The 18,207-nt window shown below is 63.1% G+C and carries 5 protein-coding genes; 2 read left to right on the top strand and 3 right to left on the bottom strand.

Annotated features, from left to right (window positions below; translation table 11 throughout):
* Positions 1-128: 128 nt before the first annotated feature.
* Positions 129-1,652, bottom strand: a complete 1,524-nt coding sequence (locus tag EHF33_RS03065; RefSeq protein ID WP_124867781.1) for a sensor domain-containing diguanylate cyclase — start codon at positions 1,650-1,652, stop codon at positions 129-131.
* 424 nt (positions 1,653-2,076) lie between these two features.
* Between EHF33_RS03065 and EHF33_RS21005 the strand changes: the two genes are divergently transcribed.
* Complete coding sequence (locus tag EHF33_RS21005; protein ID WP_164473390.1) at positions 2,077-2,262, top strand: hypothetical protein; 186 nt, start codon at positions 2,077-2,079, stop codon at positions 2,260-2,262.
* A 126-nt stretch (positions 2,263-2,388) separates the two neighbouring features.
* Here EHF33_RS21005 and EHF33_RS03060 read toward each other — a convergent pair whose 3' ends face one another.
* A complete protein-coding gene (locus tag EHF33_RS03060; RefSeq protein ID WP_124867779.1) occupies positions 2,389-2,847 on the bottom strand; it encodes a hypothetical protein in 459 nt (152 codons plus the stop codon).
* Positions 2,848-3,956: 1,109 nt separating this feature from the next.
* On the opposite strand from EHF33_RS03060, the gene rnr reads away from it, so the two are divergent.
* Positions 3,957-7,454, top strand: a complete 3,498-nt coding sequence (rnr, locus tag EHF33_RS03055; protein ID WP_420889954.1) for a ribonuclease R — start codon at positions 3,957-3,959, stop codon at positions 7,452-7,454.
* A gap of 89 nt (positions 7,455-7,543) precedes the next feature.
* Here the strand turns inward: rnr and EHF33_RS03050 are convergent, their stop codons facing one another.
* Entirely contained in the window at positions 7,544-18,145 is a 10,602-nt protein-coding gene (locus tag EHF33_RS03050; protein WP_124867775.1) for a translocation/assembly module TamB domain-containing protein, read from the bottom strand.
* Positions 18,146-18,207 lie beyond the last annotated feature (62 nt).

Below are 18,207 nucleotides of genomic sequence, written 5' to 3'. Positions count from 1 at the left end.
GGCTGCGCTCCCAGACCAGCATCTGTCCGGCCCTTACACCGCCTGCGCTGCAAGGGCCGAGGACAAGACAACTAAAAAGCGCTGACCTGACTGATGCTGGAGGCGTTTGTGTTGTTTCAGGTCAGCGCTCAGTGCAGTTTCGGAGTGGAGTTCTGGAGTGAGCGCCGCCGTTTGACTGCGTACATGCGCTCATCTGCCAAGGCGAGTAGTCCCTCTCCCGCCGCCTCGCTGCTGTAAGCCGTTCCCACGCTGGCTCCCCGCAGCGCCCCCACCTGACGTGCAGCCAGTACCGCCGTGTCCACGGCCTCAAGGACGGTTTCCTCGTCTGCGTTACTCAGCACCACGAACTCGTCGCCGCCCAGCCGGTAGACCTCGCCTGCATCGCCCAGGGTCACTTTAAGGGTTTGGGCAAACACCTGAAGAAGCTTGTCACCCTGGGCGTGGCCCTCCTGGTCGTTGAGCGCTTTGAGGCCGTCCAAGTCCAGCCCCGCCAGCATGAAGGGCGCTACGTCTGTTTGCCGCCGGATCAGGTCTTCTTCATACGCTCGGCGGTTGAGCGACCCGGTGAGCGCGTCATGGCGGGCTTCCTGGCGACTCAGCTCAACTTCGAGCCTCTGGTTCAGGGTGCCGCGCACACTGCGCCCCGCCGCTTCGAGCAGGGCACGGTCACTGCCGCGCCAGCGGGGCACCAAGTTGGTTCGCAGCCGCACGGCCATCAAGAGCGAGGTGACGCCACTGCGCGTGCCGAGCGGCAACCAAGCGATTTGCTGAACGCCACCTTCCACGCCAGTTGCCAAAGCATCTGGGTGACTTGGGTAGTCGTTCAGATAGAGCGGTTGACCGAGTGTTTTCAGAGACCAGGTGATTGAATTGGGCCAGTCAGGTCGTTGGGCGGGAAGATCAGTGGTTGTCTGGGGAAGTCGGGGATTGAGGTGCGCGGCCTCTACCCGCAGGCCTTCCTCCTCAAAGATCAGCAAGCCGATGTAGTCGGCGCTGAGTGCTTCGGCCAGCAGGGCGGAGGCACTCAGCGTCATCTCTTCCGGGGTCAGATCCAAGTCCATCAGCGCAGCGATCCCCTCCAACACCCGGGCGTGATCCAGACCTCGCTGGAGGTCGGCGTTGCGGTGGGCTTGGGCATTCAGCTCGCGGCTCAGCTCCAGGTTGCGTGCCCGCAGCTCCAACTCGCCGACCACCAACGCTGCCAGGTCTTGCAGGGAGTGAAGGTCGTCAGCAGTCAGTGGGTGGGGCTGGTGGTCGGTAACGCAGAGCGTGCCGATGCGGTGACCTGCCGGGGTGGTTAGGGGAGCGCCCGCGTACATATGGATGTGCGGCTCGCCCGTGACCATCGGGTTGTGGATGAAGCGCGGATCGGTGTGGGCGTTCTCGATCACCATCGGCTCCGCTCCCAGGATTGTCCAGGCACATACGGAGTCCCGGCGCGGCGCGGTGGTGTCGCCCGGACCGCTGGTGGCCTTGCTCCACTGGCGGTACTGATCCACGAAGTTGATGAAAGCCACCGGGGCGTTCAGCAGGCGGGCGGCGAGCCGGGTGATACGGTCAAACGCTTCTTCCGGGGGTGTATCGAGAACCTCGTAGCGGGCCAGATCGAGCAGCCGGGCGTACTCGTCGGGTGGAAGTGGCGCAGCGGTCATGAGCGGCACTGTACTCGTTCGGATACTTCTGCAATCTGACAACTGGGTATCTCTGAAGGTGAGCGGCTTTTGTACGCCGCCTTCAGCGAGGTTAGCCGTAGCGTATCCAATAGCTGGCCTGAGCCGCTGCACTTACCTCGGGCGGGTTTGCGCCGAAGCGCTAGGCCTCTTCTTCGCTCTCAGCAATCCACAAGTCGTCCGGGCTGTGCTCTCAGATTAGTATCTGTCCGGCGTGCGCGGCGCAGACGGTGAATGGCTGTGTGGTTTGTGTTTGCCTGCAGACCTCTCCTGTATTTCTGAAGAAAATAACGCTGGGTAGCCAGACCCGGCCCATGATCTTGTCAAGCTTATGGGCACTTCCAACGCGGGCCACTGAGTATCATGATCGGGTGCGGCGGGTATTTAAAACTGGTATAGAGGTGAAATGAAGCCGTCTTTCGCGTGGACGTTGCTGGCGCTGCTCTTCGTCTTCGTTCTGGCGCTGGCTGCTCTGTCAGTGGAAGCGGCCTTAGACGGGGACAGCGGCACAGCCACGCAAGGGGGCGGCGCGGTGCTTGTCCTGTTGGGGTTATGCTGGACAATCTTCCAGACGATGAGACGGCGGAGGTGAGCGCTCAGCAGCTTGACCCTATGACCGGCGGCGCTTCTCACTGCCCTGGAAGACCTACGTTTCAAACGGAAGTCTTCGCCCACGACCTGGCTTCACTTCTCCAGCGGAGGCAAAAGCACCTGTCAATCACGGATTGGTCAAGGTCTTCATTTCTTGATTCATCCTGGTAGTACTGCCTGTCAGCGCCGAGAGATTCAAGGGGACGGGAGCGCTGCCTGGAGCAAGAACTGTCATGATGGATGGGCAAGCACCAACGCTCCCTAGAGCCTTGAGTGCTCCTGCGGATGACCGACCAACCGCGAGACTCGTCACGTTGCGGGCGTGAAGCGAGCGGCCATCTGGCAACGATACGGCAGTGTCAGGGTCAGTTTGGAAAGCTGCTTGCCAGTCATCACACAGCGAGTCTACCCCCTGCAATTCGCCCTGTACGCGCTCTCCAGTTGCCAGAGTCAAGGCAACAGGAGTGCGTAAGGAAATGAGGTCAGCCATAGTTTGAGGGTGCGTGTCCTTTGGAGTGGCGAGAGACCAGATCAGGCTCATGACCAGCGAGGCGATGACACCGGCCACAACTTTATTGGCCTTCATGGAACCACTCTAGAGCACTATGCCTGTCAGTTTCCTGACCTTATAATTCCCGCCTTCTTTTCACCGTCCTTATTGACCGGTCAGTCGGGTAAGGGGTAGGAGGTGCGAGCTCAGCCTTAGGTGACCGGTGAGTTTCGCGCCACCATTCCCTTCAATGATTTACCCCCTGCTGTCATAACAAACGCTCAAATGAAGCGTGTTCACCTGAGCGCCAAAAGCCGCCGCAGGCCTGTGGCCTTGTGCTAAACTAGGAATGCTTCTGGGCTACAGGACGCGCCGTAAGAGCGTAGAGCCCTAGACAAGCGAAAGAACCGCGTAGGCCCCCGCAAATGCAGGCCCTGTCACTTGATGACCGACGCCGCACTGCGCTGAGGCTACGCTCCGTCCTGAACAGGTGCAAAGTGCCGAGAAAGAAACAGGAGCGCCCAGCGCCCACCGACAGTCAAGTTGCTGCTTTGCCCGTTCCGATCGCCGTGGACGAAAAGAGCGCCGAAGCCGCCAGCCGCAGCCTTCAACAAGCCGCGCCGCGCCGGAGGAGCAACGCCACTTCCAAGCCGAGTGCCGAAGTGATTCCCCCACAAGCCCTCCAGCAAGCAGCGTCCAGCAACTCCAGTGGGCCAAGCAAAAAGGTGCCGAGCATCCCTAAAACCAATTCATCTAAAATCAAATCCGCCCGAACCAAACCGACGACGCAGGTTGAGCCGCTCCCCGCCGAGCTGCGGCCTGAGCTTACCGCCGCACCTTCGCCAAAGCCCCAGTCAAAGGGCCGTAAAAGCAAGGTGCAGGAGCCAGAGAGTCAAGTTCTAGAAAACCGAATTGAAGCTGCCCCGATCGTGCAAAGTAAGCCAGCCAAAGCCTCCAAGCGCTCCCCAACCAAGCGCAGTGAAAGTGCAGAAGTGCTTCCGAGTGCAGTGGTCAGCGAGTCTGAAGTCACGCCCGCTGAGCCCAAGCTGAGCGCCGCGCTGCAAAGAAAAGGCCGCCAAAAAGCGGAAGTACAGGCTAAACTCCCAGAGCAGCCCGCGCAAACGGTTCAAGCGCAGCTTTTGCCTGAGCCGGTGCTGGTCGAACCCGTAACTGCGGACGCGCCACCAGAGCCTGAACCTGCTCAAATGCCCGTGACAGCCGGGACGCCCAAACCCAAGGCGGCCAACCGTCAACGCCGCACCGCGAAATCTGCTGTTGCGCCTGAGATAGAATTGGGCGCTGCTCAGGCGGCTGTGTCCCTGCCTCAATTGGCCGAGCCTGAGCCGCTCCCCATGTCAGCTGACGAGCAGTCCAGCCCGCCCAAACGTGGGAAGCGCCGTAAGGTCGCCGAGTCAGCGCCTGAAGCCCAACTCGACGCCGCATCCACCATCCAGCCCATTCTTGAAACGCTGGAAGCCGCTCCAAGCGAAGAAGCCGAACCTGTGGCCGCCGAACCTGCTCTGGAAGCGCAGCCGCCAGCCGAGGGGGCTCCCGGCGAACCAGATCTCGACGCGGCCCAAATTCGCAGGCGTGAGCGCACCCCCAAAGGCACCCGCCTGAAGAGGGGAGAGCGGCCAGCAGTGGCAGTGGTCGACGCGCTACCCGAGTCAGACGCCCAAGTTACCCAGCCCCAACACGCTGAAACCAGCCAGCTTGTTCAAGTTTCGGCGGCTCACGCTGTCAGCCCCGAGGCCAAAGAACTGATCATCGAGCAGCTCCGCAAACTGGGCCGTCCGGTGCATGTCCGTGATTTCGAGCGCACCTTTACCCGTCAGGGCCGTGAGAGATTGGGCGTGCGGCGCGACCTCGCGGGCCTCTTAGAAGACCTGACCCTCAGCGGCGACGTGATTCGCACCCGCCGCCACACCTACGGACTGCCCGAAGCCATGAATTTGGTGCGGGGCCGCTTTCAAGCGTCGACTGGCGGGTTCGGTTTTGTCATTCCCGATTCGGGCGGCGACGACTTTTATATTCGGGAAGGTGAAACGCTCGAAGCCTGGAACGGCGACATCGTGCTGATTCGCCCCGAAGGCCGCAATGGCGGCAACGACCGTTATGAGCGCGGCGGTGGCGGAAACCGCAGTCGCCGCGACAGTTCGCCCCGCGCCGCCGTGGTTCGCATCGTCAGCCGCGCTTACTCGCAGCTTGTCGGCTCGCTCGACCATCAGGCCACCTACGCTTTCCTCAAGCCCGACGACCACCGCGCCCGCCACCGCATCATGCTGATGCCGGACGGCACCGAGGGGCTTCCCAACGGGGCGAGAGTCGTGACGCAACTGTTTTGGCCCGAAGACACCGGCGAAGACGAAGTGTACGGCGAAATCGTGCGGGTGCTGGGCAACGAGGATGATCCTGCCACCGAAACCCAAGCCGTGATCGTCAAATACGGTCTGCGCGACGAATTTCCTCCGGAAGTTTTGGAGGAAGCCGAACGCATTCCCCTCAAGCTGCCCGACTCGGCCCTGCGTGAGCGGCTGGATTTGCGCGACTACCACATCTTCACGGTGGACGGCAGCGACGCCAAAGACTTCGACGACGCCATTCACATTCAGGCGACGCCGGAAGGTACCTTCGTGGTGGGCATTCATATCGCTGACGTGAGCCATTACGTGCAGCCCGGCACGGCGATTGACGAAGAAGCCTACGCCCGCGCCACCAGCGTCTACCTCCCCGGCGCGGTGCTGCCGATGCTGCCCGAACACCTCAGCAACGGGGTGTGCAGCTTGGTGGAAGGCGAAGACCGCCTGACCATGAGCGCCATGATCGAGCTGTCCGGCGACGGCGAGGTTCTCAGCACCGCGTTTACGCCCAGCGTGATTCGCAGCAAAGCTCGCCTGACTTACGACGAGGTGCAGGCCTACTCGGAAGCGGTGGCGACCTTGCAGGGCAGCGCCCGCATCTTGGAAGGCGATTTGCATCTGCTGCTCAAAATCACCGCCAAGCTGCGTCAAAAGCGGCTGCGGGAAGGCAGCCTCGATTTCAAATTGCGCGAAGTCAAAGTGGACGTGGACAAAGACGGTCATATGCAGCTTATTCCGCTGCGCGAGGAAACCGCACGCGGCATGATCGAGGATTTGATGCTGCTGGCCAACAAAGCGGTGGCGCATTTCCTCCTCGAAAAAAATGCGCCGACGCTGTTCCGCATCCACGAAGAGCCGACGATGGCCCGCTTTCAAGAAGTCAGCGCCGCGATTGGCCGCATGGGGCTGGCTTTCCCCGGCGGCGAACCAACTCCGCAGGCCTACCAATCGGTGCTCAAGGCCGTGCGCGGCACCAGTCAGGAAAGTGTGGTCAATACCTTGCTGCTCAGGAGTATGCAGCAGGCCAAGTACGCCGAGGAAAACCTGGGTCACTTCGGCCTAGCCTTTGAGGAGTACTTGCACTTTACCTCCCCGATTCGCCGCTATCCCGACTTGCTGGTTCACCGGGCACTTAAAGCGGCGCTGAGCGGCCCTGTCACCGACCGGGTGCGGGCCGAGCTCGCCGCGCCGCTGACCGAGCAGGGCCGTCACACTTCCGAGCGCGAGCGTAATGCCAGCGACGCTGAGCGCGATTTGACCAAGTATTACCAAGCCAAGTGGGCGCAGGAGCACTTAGACGAAAGCTTTGAGGGCCGCGTCTCAGGCGTGATCGCTTCGGGCCTGTTCGTGGTCTTGGAAAACGGAGTGGAAGGCCGCCTGCACATCTCCAACCTCGGCGACGACTACTACTTTTATATCGAAGACGCCAGCATCCTCAAAGGCCGCACTTCGGGCCGCATCTACCGTATAGGCGAGAACATCGACGTGACCATCAGCGGCGTGAATCCGCTGGCCCGCCAAATTGACTTCACTCAAGCAGAACAAACTCAGGAGAACAGTATGGACGGCAACGACAACCGCCCCCGCGCTCGCCGCCGCGAAGACCGCGAAACGCAAAAGCGCGAGAAACTCAGCAGCTTCTTGCCACGTAAAAATGGCGAGGCAGAGCCCCAAGCCGCCCCCGACGATGTGCAGGAGCCGCAAGACCAAGCTCAATCGGCGCAGTCCCGATCCACTCAGTCTGTGCAGCCGAGCCAGCCTATGCAGTCGGCCCGCCGCGAGCAGGGCAGTGGCCCGCGTCGTGACAGCCCCCGGAATGACACCTCGCGCAACGATACCTCCCGCAGTGACAGCCCTCGGAGTGACAGCGCCCGCACCGACACCCGCTCGGAGCGTCCACGTCAAGGCGGTGTGCAAAGCGGCACTCAGAATTCCAGCGGCCCGCGCACTGGCGGTTACCGCCGCCGAGTCGTCACCCTAGACCGCCCCCGCAACGAGCATTTGCGCCCCGTGAACGTCACGGTTCAGCGGATGTACTTCGGTGATTGGACGCTGGAGAACATGCCGCCCGACGAGGGGCCGGGCCGCGAGCAAGGCAGCTACCGCAGCGGCGGCGCTCAGCAGTTTCGGGGCCGTAGCCAAAGCGGCGCTGGTGCAGGCCCGCGCAGCGACACCCCGCGCAACACCCGCCAGCCGCGTAACGAAGCCCAAAGCCAGCGCCTCCAGCCTGCTGCCAGTGCCACTGCCGCCGGTGCTACCGGCGATACTGCCGAGAGTGCTGCCGACGAAGCCCGCCGCCGCCGCCGCCGTCGTGGCCGCCGTGGAGGCAACGGGCCGAGCTAAGTTCGGTGTAAGGTTTTAAGCCCAGTCAACGTACTGGGCTTTTTTTATTTCGAGTGGTCAGAACAGTGAAGGTCGGAAATTTTGCCCGCTCACCATTTGTACAAATATCCCACTGAAAATCTGGTGCCGAGGCCCGACTGCACGCCGAGAGTCAGACTGTTGTTGGCGTTGAAGTTGTAGCCGACCGTCAGTGAGGGGCGCACGGTTTGCAGATCAAGGCCGCTGATCGGGGTGCTGACCCGGAAGGTAAAGCGGTTGTCGTCGGTGGTGTAGGTGGCGTCAAACAGACCCTTGCCGGTCAAGTCCACCTGATACTGAATATAAAACTGCTTGGAGAGGTAAGTGCCCACCGTGAATTTGGCGTCGAGGTTGCCCTCCGGGGTAATCAGGTTGCTGGAAATGCGGAAGACGTCTACGCCCAGAGCGCGGGCGATGTTGCGCTGGAGTTCGCTCAGCACGAACAGGTTCAGGGCGGTGCTGATGGCGCTCTGGCCAAGTGAGCCGATGTTGCTGCCCACCGTGGTGATATCGGGCGTGCCGAGGGCCAAGAGCGAATAAAGTTCGGCCTGCGAGTAATCGCTTGCACTGGCGCAGGTGGTGCAGCTCAGCTCGGTGTCGAGTTTCAGCGCCCGCGCTCCCGACTGCACCACGAAGGAGCCGTCGGCCTGGAGCTGCACGCCGATAGGTTTACCGCTCTGATCTGGCACGCGGCCCTGGGCGGTGAGACTGAAGACTGGATAGAGGCTGCTGCCGTCGAAATTGGCTGAGGCGTTTTGCAAATTGAAGTTGTTGTCGCGCAGCAGCAAATTGCCGCGCAAACTCTTGACGTTGCCGCTCAGTCTCGGCGAAGCGCCCGTGCCGGACAAGGTGAGCGCGGCCGAGAGTTCGGCTTGGGCCAGATTTTCATCTACCCGAATGCCGTTGGGGGCGGTGATGGGAATGTCTTGCAAGACGACGCGCTGAAGAAAGGGGCTGACTGGCTTCTCGCCGGTTTTGCTGGGGAAGACGGTGAGTTCGTCGGGCAGCGGGCTGACGAAGTTGCTTAGAGGGTCGTTGCCGGGGGTGCTGCTGACGGTGCCGGGCAAGCTGGCCGCACCGACCCGCCCCAAAATCAGCCGATCAAAGCTGGCTTGGCCGCTGATGACAATCTGCTCGCCCAGCGTTTTGGCACTTAGCGCGGCATTGAGACTGCTTTCTCGGGCGTAAATGCTGCGGATCGGCAAGTTGTAATTTTGGGCGATCACCTTGACATCAATGCTGGGGCTGACTTGTCCGCTCAGGCTCAGCGTTCCGCCTTGCTGAGCAGCGGCGGTAGCCGTCCAAGTGCCCTGATTCTGGGCGTTCTGGCCCTGCGTCAAGCTGGCGTCCAGGGTGCCGAGGTTGCCGAGCAGGTCGGCGCTCAGGGTGCCTTGGTAGCGCAGCACGGTGGCGCTGAGCTGGCTGCTGGCAAACTGTCCCGAGGCCCGTAGCGTACCCACCGTACCCAAGTTGCCCGACGCCTGCACGGCGGCCTGCGCCGTAAACTGACCGTCGTTGCCGAGTTGTCCGCTGAGGCTGGGCACCTGCACGCTGATGCCGGAAACGCTGCCCAGCAAATTCGAGCCGCTGAGGGTAGCGGTGGGCTGCTCATAAGTGCCGCCCACATTCAGCGTCAAGCTGCCTTTTAGTGCCGGAGCGACGCCGCTGAGGCTGGGCACGAAGGCCAGCACCGGCGTGAAGGTGGTGTTGATGAAAGCCGCTTGCAAATTGACCTTCTGACGGGTGTATTCTCCAGAAACGCGCCACTGACCTGCGCCGTCGAGCTGCAAATTGAACTGGCGCAGTTCGCGGTTGCGGAAATCTATTGTGCCGGAGCCGATGAGCGTGTCTGTGCCTGCCGTGACCCGCACCCGTTCGGCCACCACATTCAGGCTGCCCGACAACACGTCCGAGAGCGGCGCGTCGAGGCGGGCGATGCCGGTCACGATGCCGTTGCCGGGCAGTTTGCCGGTAAAGCCGGAAATGATGTTGCCCAGCGGCAGCGCTTCGAGTTGGCTGCGAACGCTGAGCTGCCCATTCGTGACGGCCCCGAAAAGGGTGGAGCTGCCCACGTAGCCGCGCAGACGCCAGTCGCCGCCCGCCAGCGTGCCGTCGATCCGCGCTGGAAAGCTGGCGTTGCCCAGCTTCAGGGCTTTGGACGAAACCGCGAAGCTGCCGCTGTCTGCGCTGAGTATCAGTTGTCCGCTGATGGCCCCGCTGATGCCCTGAGCGAGTTTGAGCTGCGCCAAATCGAAGTTGGAAACGCCCACCTGAATTCGGTAGCCCGCTTCGCTGGGTTTAAGGACAGTGTAACTGCTCAAAATGGGCGCGAGATCGGCGATGCCGCCGTCACCGCTCACATCGGCGCGGCCCATGTCTGTGACCGCCTCTCCGTCCAGCGTGAAGTTCTGGCCCGCCAGCGTCACTGTGCCGTTCAAGTTGACGGGCAAATTGGAGACGTTCAGCGGCAAGTTTTCCAGCTTGAGCTGCCCGCCTGCGCCGCTGTCATCTAGAGTGACATCTGCCAGAATTCGGCCCTGATCTTTGGTGAGTTCGCCTTTGAGGCTGCCGCTCCAGCGCCCACCCGCCGCACTTTGCTCGGCGCTGAGCGCAACCTGGCCGTAAGGCGCGGTGACATTGGCCTGTACTTGCCCTTTGCCGTTGGTGAATCTGACCTGGGCAGAGCCGGAGCCGGTGAGCGGCAACTCAAAATAAGGCAAAACCGCTCCGCTGCTGAGGTTGCTGAAGCTGAGGCTGGCCGAGCCGCTGAGTTTGTTGTCGAGTGCTGCCACCGCGCTGACTTGCCCGCTGAGGTCGCCAATGTGCAGGCGGGCGAGGTCGAGCTGCTCGGCAGTGACGCTGAACGTCTTGCCGTCATACCTCAAATCCCCACTCTTTACGCCGTCTGATAACTGGAGTTGAGCACCTTTCAAGTTGCCCTTGCCGTGCGCCGTCCACTCACCGCGCCGGAAGCTGAGCTGGGCTTGCGGGTTGGCCGCTTCTCCGCTCAGGCCCAAGTCCAGTTCACCTTCGGGCCGGATAAGGCGGCCTTCGCCTTCCCAGACGTAACCACTTCCTATTTTGAGCAGGCTCAGGCTGCCACTGGCCCGCGTGGCGGGGCCGTCCTGAAGGGTCAGGCGTGCGCCGCTGCTGCTGGCCGTCAGTTGAGCCTGTGCGCCCACCAGACCCAGTGTGCCGCTGAGTCTCGGCGCGGCGAATGGCCCCGAGAGGTTCAGCGGCGTGCCCGCGCTCAGCACGGCTCCCACTCCGCTGATGACCGGCCCGCCGCTGAGCGAGACCTGACCGCTCCAACCGCTTTTTTGCGTGGCCGCTCCATCGAACGCTCCGTCAAAGCCTGCCGCCGTCAGTTGCCCCGTCGCCTTGAGGCCCGCTGCGCCGTAGGTCAGCTTGGCCGAGCCGCTGGCCGCGCCCGCTGCGCTGACTTGGGCGCTGATTTCGCCGCTGTTTTCTCCGCTCAGACTCGCGCTACCGCTGGCGGTCAAATCAAGGCCCGCTGCCGCCGCCTTGAGATTGGTGAACCGCAGTTGCTGGCCGTCGAAACTGCCGACCGCCGCACCGTTTTGGCGCATCTCGCCCCGGAGTGCAGTGAGCGAACCGGAAAGGCTCAGCGAGGTGGTGGGCAGGCTCACCCCGCTGCGGCTGAGCTTGCTGAAGGTGCCGCTGGCTGCCAAGCGCAAATCGGTCAGCGGCCCGCTCAAGCTGGCATTCAGCTGTCCACTGCCCTCTGCGCCGATCAGGGCGAGCGGTGTCAGGGTGGCGCTGGCCTTCACCATAGGGTTGAGGCCAGTAAGGCTAAGCTGCCCGCTGCCAAGGGTTCCGGCGCTGATTTGGTACGAGCCGTTGCCGCTGCCGATCAGCTTAATCGGTTCGTTAAACCCGAGTTGGCGCAGACTGACGAGGCGGGCGGTGGCCTCTCCGCTGAGCTTGGGCCAAACGCCGCGCAGATCAAGATTGAGCCAGTTGCTGCCTTTTTGGGCACTGTCCGTTTTGGTCTGCGTCACATTGCCGTAGAGGTGAAGCTGCGCTGTTTGCTGGGCAAGGTTGAGCTGCGCCGCGTCGGCATACACCGTGCCGCTGTAAGGGCCAGTCAGAGCAGCTTTGAGGTGAATTTGCGGGTCTTGCAACTGGCCCGACACGCTGGCCGTCGCCTCGCCCTCGGGCCGCGTGGCCCTCAGCATGCCGCTGAGCGTGGGATTGGCGTAGTCGCCGCGCAAAACGAGGTCGCCGCTGGCCGCCGTGACGCCGTACTGTTTGAAAGTCAGGCCGCTGGCTTTGATGCGCAGGCCGTTTTGAAAGCTGCCGGTCGCGCTGAGGTCGCCGCCGTAAGCCCGCCCGGTCAAATCCGCCCGCGCCACTCCGCCGCTGTAGCGGGCCGAGCCGCTGACGCTGAAATCTCCAATGGTGCTTTGCTGGCCGCTGAGCGAGAGGTTTTGAGCGCTCAGGCTGATCAGGCCCGCCGAAGTGGAACCGCTGGCCTGCGCCGTACCGGACAAGCGTAGCGAGCCGACCCCCAGCGAGGGCGGCAGCAAGCGTGAGAGCGTGACCCCAGCCGCGTTCAGCGAGGCGGTGAACGCAGCGCCGCTTAGCTTTGCCGAACCCTGAAGGGCTTGGCCGTTCAAGCTGAGTTTGGCTTGCCCCGCCGCGTACTCGCCGCTGAGGTCGCCGCTGAGTTGCCCGTCGGCGTCGCTGAGTTGCCCGCTGAACTGAGCGCTGAGGTCGGCCCAACTGGAGCCGCCCAAGTCGGCGGTTCCGCTGAGGCGTAGGAGTTGTGGCCGCTGCCAAAACGCGCCGATGTCCAGAGAAGCCAGTTTGAGGCTGCCGTTTGGCGAAGTGGGCAAACTGGCCGAGAACTGGCCGCTGAGCTGGGCCGGGCCGAGGCTGGCCTGCACCTTCAGTGGGCCGTTGCCGCTGAGCTGGGCGCTCAAAGCTCCGCCCGGCGCGTTGCCCACCACCTTCAGCGCTCCGCCCCAACCGGTCTTGGCGTTCCAACTCAGCGGGCCATCGAGTTGCAAGTTGGTGTCGCCGTTTCGGTACGGTGCATGCAGAGTCAGATTGGCGGTCTGAAGGTAATTGGGCGCGTCGGTGCGGCCCCGCGCCACTCCGGCCAGCGGCCCGCCCTGCGCCGTCACCATGAAGTCTTGGCCTTTTAACACCGCATCCAAGCGCGTCCTGGTCAGGCCGAAGCCCAGCACGTCCGAAGTCAGCACGCCGCCGAGCGCCAGTCGGGGAGCCGCGTAAGCCCCCGACGCGCTGAGGCTGTAGGTGCCGGGAGCATAGGCCGTCAGGGTGGCGCTGCCGCTCAAATCAAGCGCCGGATAAGCTTGCCCGCTGAGGCTGGCCTGCGCCGAGCCGTCACCGAGTGGGTAGCTCAGTTGGGCGTCTTGAAGAGTGACGACGCCGCTCTGATACATGGCTGGAATTTCAAAAGCCGCGCCCGCCAAGTCGCCGCTGACCTGCGCTGTGAGCTTGCTGAGCGTGCCGGAAAGCGTTCCGGCCACCTGGCCGACTTGTCCGGTCAGGGGCTTGAGATCGGCGGCGTTGAAGGTGCCGTCCACCGTCCACTCGCTCGCCGCCTTCTGAGCACTTAAATCGAGATTCAGGCCGTCCAGTACGCCGCTAAGACTGGCAATCTGGGGGCTAAGGCTGGCTCTTGCCGTTACCGAACGGCCCTGAAGGGGGCCGGCGGTAAACGTTCCGGCGGCTTGGGCCGTCCAACTGGTGTTGGCGTCCAAGCTGCGGGCGTCTCCTGTAACCGTGCCGCGCACGCCACCAAATTCAAAAGCGGCGTCGGCCTGCGGGTACAGCGACCCTGTCACCGAGAGCGCTTGCCCGCCCAAGGTGCTGCGAAGCGCGGCGCTGAGCTGGCCCCCACGCAGGTTGAGCTGGCCCCGTGCGGCCTGCTGATTGAGGCTCAAATCCACTTGGGCCTGTCCGCTGGCCCGCGCAAAGTCAAGGCTGGGTACGGTCACGTCGGCGCGGAACTGGCCTTCTAAGTCGGCCAAAGAGGCGTTCAAGGTTGCTAACACCGGCCTGAGGGCTTGAGCGTCCAGCACCGCGTTTTGCAGGCGCAGGTCTTGCCCGTCGTAACTGATCGGCAGACGCGAAGTCGGCAGGGTCAGCAGCGCTTTGGCGGTGAGCTTGCCGCTCCAGCCAACTTGTCCGCTCAGGCCCAGTATTTCGCCTTGCCAGCGCCCACCGCTGAGGCTCAGCGCCGCACCGCTGAGGGAGAGTTGGGCGCTCAGTACGCCCGGCACCAGATTGGTTTTGACGCTGGCAGGCAACAATGTGGGCGGCAGTGCGGCTTCCAACTCGGCCAAATTGACTTTGAGTGTGCCACCAAATTCTGGCAAGACCTTGACTTGGCCCGCCAAAAGCGTGTCCTGCGGCGCGGCGCTGAGCGTCTTTCCATTGCCGATCAAGCGCAAAGAACTGGGCTTTTTATTGACGGAGTAGCGCACGCGGGTGTCGCCGCTCCAGTTGCCGCCCGCGTAACGCAGCCCGCCCACCTTGACCGACAAGGGAGAGAGCGACGCTTCCAGCGGCAAGTCCTGCGCTGGAAGTTGGGCGCTGAGCGCTCCGCTGCCGTACTGCTGGGCCTTGAGCCGCACGCTTCCCAGCAATTTGTTGCCGCTGCCGCTGGCCTGTGCGCTGAGATAAGGCCCGTCCACCTTGAGCTTGAGATCGCTGAGCGCTGTGGGCAAGTTCAGCCGCCCACTGGCCTTGATTTGGTGCTGATACAGCGTGCCGGAGGCCGTGAATCGCCCGTTTTTTGCCTCCACATCAAGCGGCCCCAGCTTGGCCGAGCCGCTGAGCTGGCCGTTTCTGGCACTCAGTTTGCCCTGTAAAGTCTGGCCCGCCACTTTGAAGTTTTGGGCGTCCAGCGTGAAGCTGCTCAGCGAGTTGACTTTGATATCGGCCTGCCCGCCCTGCCCGTCGCTGGCTTTGAGGGTGCCGCTCAGGGCTGCTTTTTGGCCGCGCACTTGGCCGCTGACATTCACGCCGCTTAACAAACCGCCGACATCTAAAACGTAATCGAGGGTGCGGGCGTTGGCGCGGCCCGTGGCCGTCAGGCCCGCGCCGCTGAGGTTGACCTTCAGGGCCGTCCAAGGGCCGGAGGCGCTGAAGGCGTACTCGCCGAGCTGGCCCGCCGCGCTGAGGTTGCCGCTGTAATCCGGTTTCCAAGTGGCGTCGACGCTAACTTGCCCGGCCTGCCCCGCCGCGCTCAGCGTCTGCTGACCCCGCGCCGAGACTTCGCCGCCCTTGTACATCAGGCCGAGGTCGCCCCAACTGCCGTTGAGGGCCAGCGTGGGGGTCAGGCTGCCTTCTAACCGCAGCGCCTGAGACGGCAGGGCCACGCTGCCAGTGTCGATGGAACTGGTTTGACCGGAGGCCCGCACCCGCAGGTCGCCGTAAGAACCACTGAGCTGGGCGCTCACGGTTTGCGGGCCGCCCACGCCGCGCCAAGTCACGGGGCCGGAAAGCTGGACTTGCGGATACACTTGGCCGCTGAGCTGCGCCGCGAGGTCGCTGAGCTGGCCGCTCAAGTTGGCCGACACCGCACCGTTTTGCCGGGTCAGAGTACCGCCGACCTGAGCGCCCGCGACGCTGGCTTGCAGTTTGGCCGTGCCACCGAGTCCGGCCAGATTGAGCTGGAGATTGCCGCTGAGTGCGGGCGTGTCCACGCCGAGCAGCGGGCGCAGCGCCGCCAAATCCACTCCGCCGGTGACGTTCCAGTTTTGACCCTCGAAGCTGCCCTGAGCGCTCTGCTTACCGGATTGTAAATTGAAGTTGATGCCGTTTGTGCTGCTCAGGCTCAGCTTGCCCGCGAGGTCGGCTCCCTTGACCTGAACCCGCGTAGTGAAGGGCGCTTGCAAATCGCTGAGCGCCTGCACCTCCACACCGCGCACAGTGCCGCTGAGGCTGGCCTGCTGCCCTTGGCCCGTCGCCATCACGTTGACGCCGTTGCCGCTGGCGGTCAGTCGCCCCGTTACGCGGCGGTCGGTCAGGCGATAAGCCGCTTGGCCGTCAATGCTGAACTCCTGCACCTTCAGGTGGTCGGCTTTGAGGCTAAAGGTATCCCCGTTCCAGCTCAGGCGCTGCTGACCGGCTTGCCAAGTGCCTGTGCGGGTCAGCCAATTGAGCTTAAACGGGCCGCTGAGTGAACTGGAGACGCTGGGCACCTGAGCGCTGAGTTGCCCGCTGAGCCCTTTGGTGAGATCAACCGCCCCACTGCCGTTGGCGCTGATGCCCGCCAAGCCCAACGCGTCAGCTCGCCACGTTCCCACAAATTGCCGGTTGGTGCTCACCGAGAGCGTGCCGCCTCCCGCTTCGTTCACACTGGCCTGTAAGCCTGAATCATTCAGCTTGCCCTGCGCCGCTAACGTCAGCGGCCCGATTTTGACGCCCTGAGCCTTGAACGCCAGATCGTTGAGCGGCCCGCTCACACCCAGCACGCCGCCGCCCGTTTCGCTGAAATTGGCCTGCACCCGGCCTTGCTTGAACTGCCCTTGACCGCTCAGGGTGAGTGGCCCGACCTTAACCGCTTGGGCCTTAATCGCCAGGTCGTTCGGCTGGCCGCTGACCGCGACTTTGCCGGTGACGCCGTAAAGGCTGAGTTCAAGCTGAGCGCTGAGCTGCAAGCTGGTCGGATTGAAGTTGGCCTGAACTGGCCCGCCAACGGCCCGACCTTGCAAGCTCACTTGGTTTTGCGCGTCGAGCTTCCCACTCAAATTCAAAGGTTCCTTGAGAAGTTGCCCGCCGAGGCTAAAACGTCCTCCTTGATTCGCCGTCCATTGGCCCGCCAGCGTCTGCACTTCGCCCAGCAAGTTGGTGGTGGCCTGCACGCTGGCTTGGCGGGTGTCGGTGCGGTAATCGGCCGCGCCATTGACCGTCAGGCCTGCCGCTTTCAAATTGCTGGCAACCACGCCAAACGTTTCGCCGTTCCAGCTCAGGCGTTGCTGACCGGCTTGCCAAGTGCCTGTGCGGGTCAGCCAATTGAGCTTGACGGGGCCGCTGAGCGAACTGGAGATCCTGGGCACCTGAGCGCTGAGTTGCCCGCTGAGTCCCTTGGTGAGGTCAATCGCGCCGCTGCCGTTGGCGCTGATGCCCGCTAAGCCCAACCCGTCAGCCTGCCACGTTCCAACGAAGCGGCGATCAGTCTCCACCGAGACGGAGCCGCCCGCCGCTTCATCCAAACTGGCCTGTAAGCCTCTTTCGTTTAAGCGGCCCCGCCCACTGAACGTCAGCGGCCCGACTTTGAGTTGCGAAGCGCTCAGTGCTAGATCGTTGATCTTGCCCGCCACCGAGAGCCGGCCCGTCAGGGTGTAAACGTCGGGGCGCAGCGTCGCGCTCAGCTCGCGCTGGGTGAGTTGATAACTGGCTTCTACCGGCCCGCCGAGGCCCGTGCCCGCCACTGTCAGTTTGTTTTTGGCGTTGATCTGGCCGCTCAAGTTCAGCGGCTTTCGAAGCAGTTGGCCGCTCAGCGTGACTGCGCCGCTTTTGTTGAAGGTCCAGTTGCCCGCGATCTGCTGGCGTTCACCCAGCAAACGGGCCTGCGCTCCGAACCGCAAGGTATTTTGCTGAATGTGCCCTTTGGCAAAGGCGAAAGCGTAGTCGGCCCCCAACTCACGGTAAGGAATATTGACGAATTGGCCCTGAGCGCTTTTAAGCTGGGCGCTGGCCTTCACGGTCTTCCAGCCGCTGATGTGCGCCGAGAGCTGCACCGCGCCGCTGGCAGGCAACTTAAGGGCTTTGCCCAAAGCGGTCAAGGTCGGGCTGGCCTGGGCCCTGACCTCAAAGCGCTGGGCGGCCAGATCCACTTTGGCCTGTGCCGTGACGGGGCCGCCCAAGCCTTGCCCGCTGACTTGCCCCTGAATCACGTCCCCCCGGTGGGTAAACTGGCCTGAGACTGGCTCAATCTCCACAAACTTGGCTTCAGGAACCCGCACCGCGCCGCCGACCAGCTTGAAATCGCCTTCCAGCTGGCCGCCGCTGAGCCGGTACTGCCCCGTGACCTGTCCCGCCGTAACGCCGCCGGGTCGCCAGTAAAAGTTGATCAGGCGGGCGTCGGCCGAAAAGTCGGCTTTGCCGCTCAGCTCGCCGTTTTTCTCGGCGTACTTCAGGGCCGCGCTCACATCGCCGTAGTCGGTTTGCCCGCTGAGTTCGAGTTGGCCCTGATGGTCGCCGGTGCTGCTGCCCGACACGGCGAAGTGCCCGTTGGGAATCTCCATTCCTTTGCCGTTCAAGTTGAGGCGCATCTCTTTGATGGAGACGTTTCCCGGCAAAATGGTCAGCGGCAAGCTGGGCGCTGATCCCGCGCTTTTCTTGAAAAGGTCTTTGAGGGTCAAATTGATGACGCCGCCGCTGAGGCCCAGATTCAGCCGCACTGTTTTGTCGCCGAGGCTCAGCGTCGCGAGGCCCACTTGGGCTTGCTCGGCCCGCACACTCACGCCCGGCCCCTTGACACTCAGGCCGTGCGCCGAGACATTCCACAGCGGCCCGCTGACGGACGCCGCCGAAAGCTGATAAGGGCCGCCCACTCTGGTGAGCAGGGCTGGGCCGTAGAGGGCTGGGCCAAACGCGATCAGCAGGAGCGCCGCCACCAGCAACACAGCAAAAATTTGAGCGAGGCGGCGCAGAATCACAGCGCTCATTCTAAGGTCTGCGTGATGAGCCGAGTGCGCCTCATACTCACAGCCTCATCAGAAAGAATGGA

The organism is Deinococcus psychrotolerans (genome assembly GCF_003860465.1).
Taxonomy (GTDB): Bacteria; Deinococcota; Deinococci; order Deinococcales; family Deinococcaceae; genus Deinococcus; species Deinococcus psychrotolerans.
The sequence above is the reverse complement of the archived record's forward strand: the minus strand, read 5'-3'. Positions and strand labels throughout refer to the sequence as shown.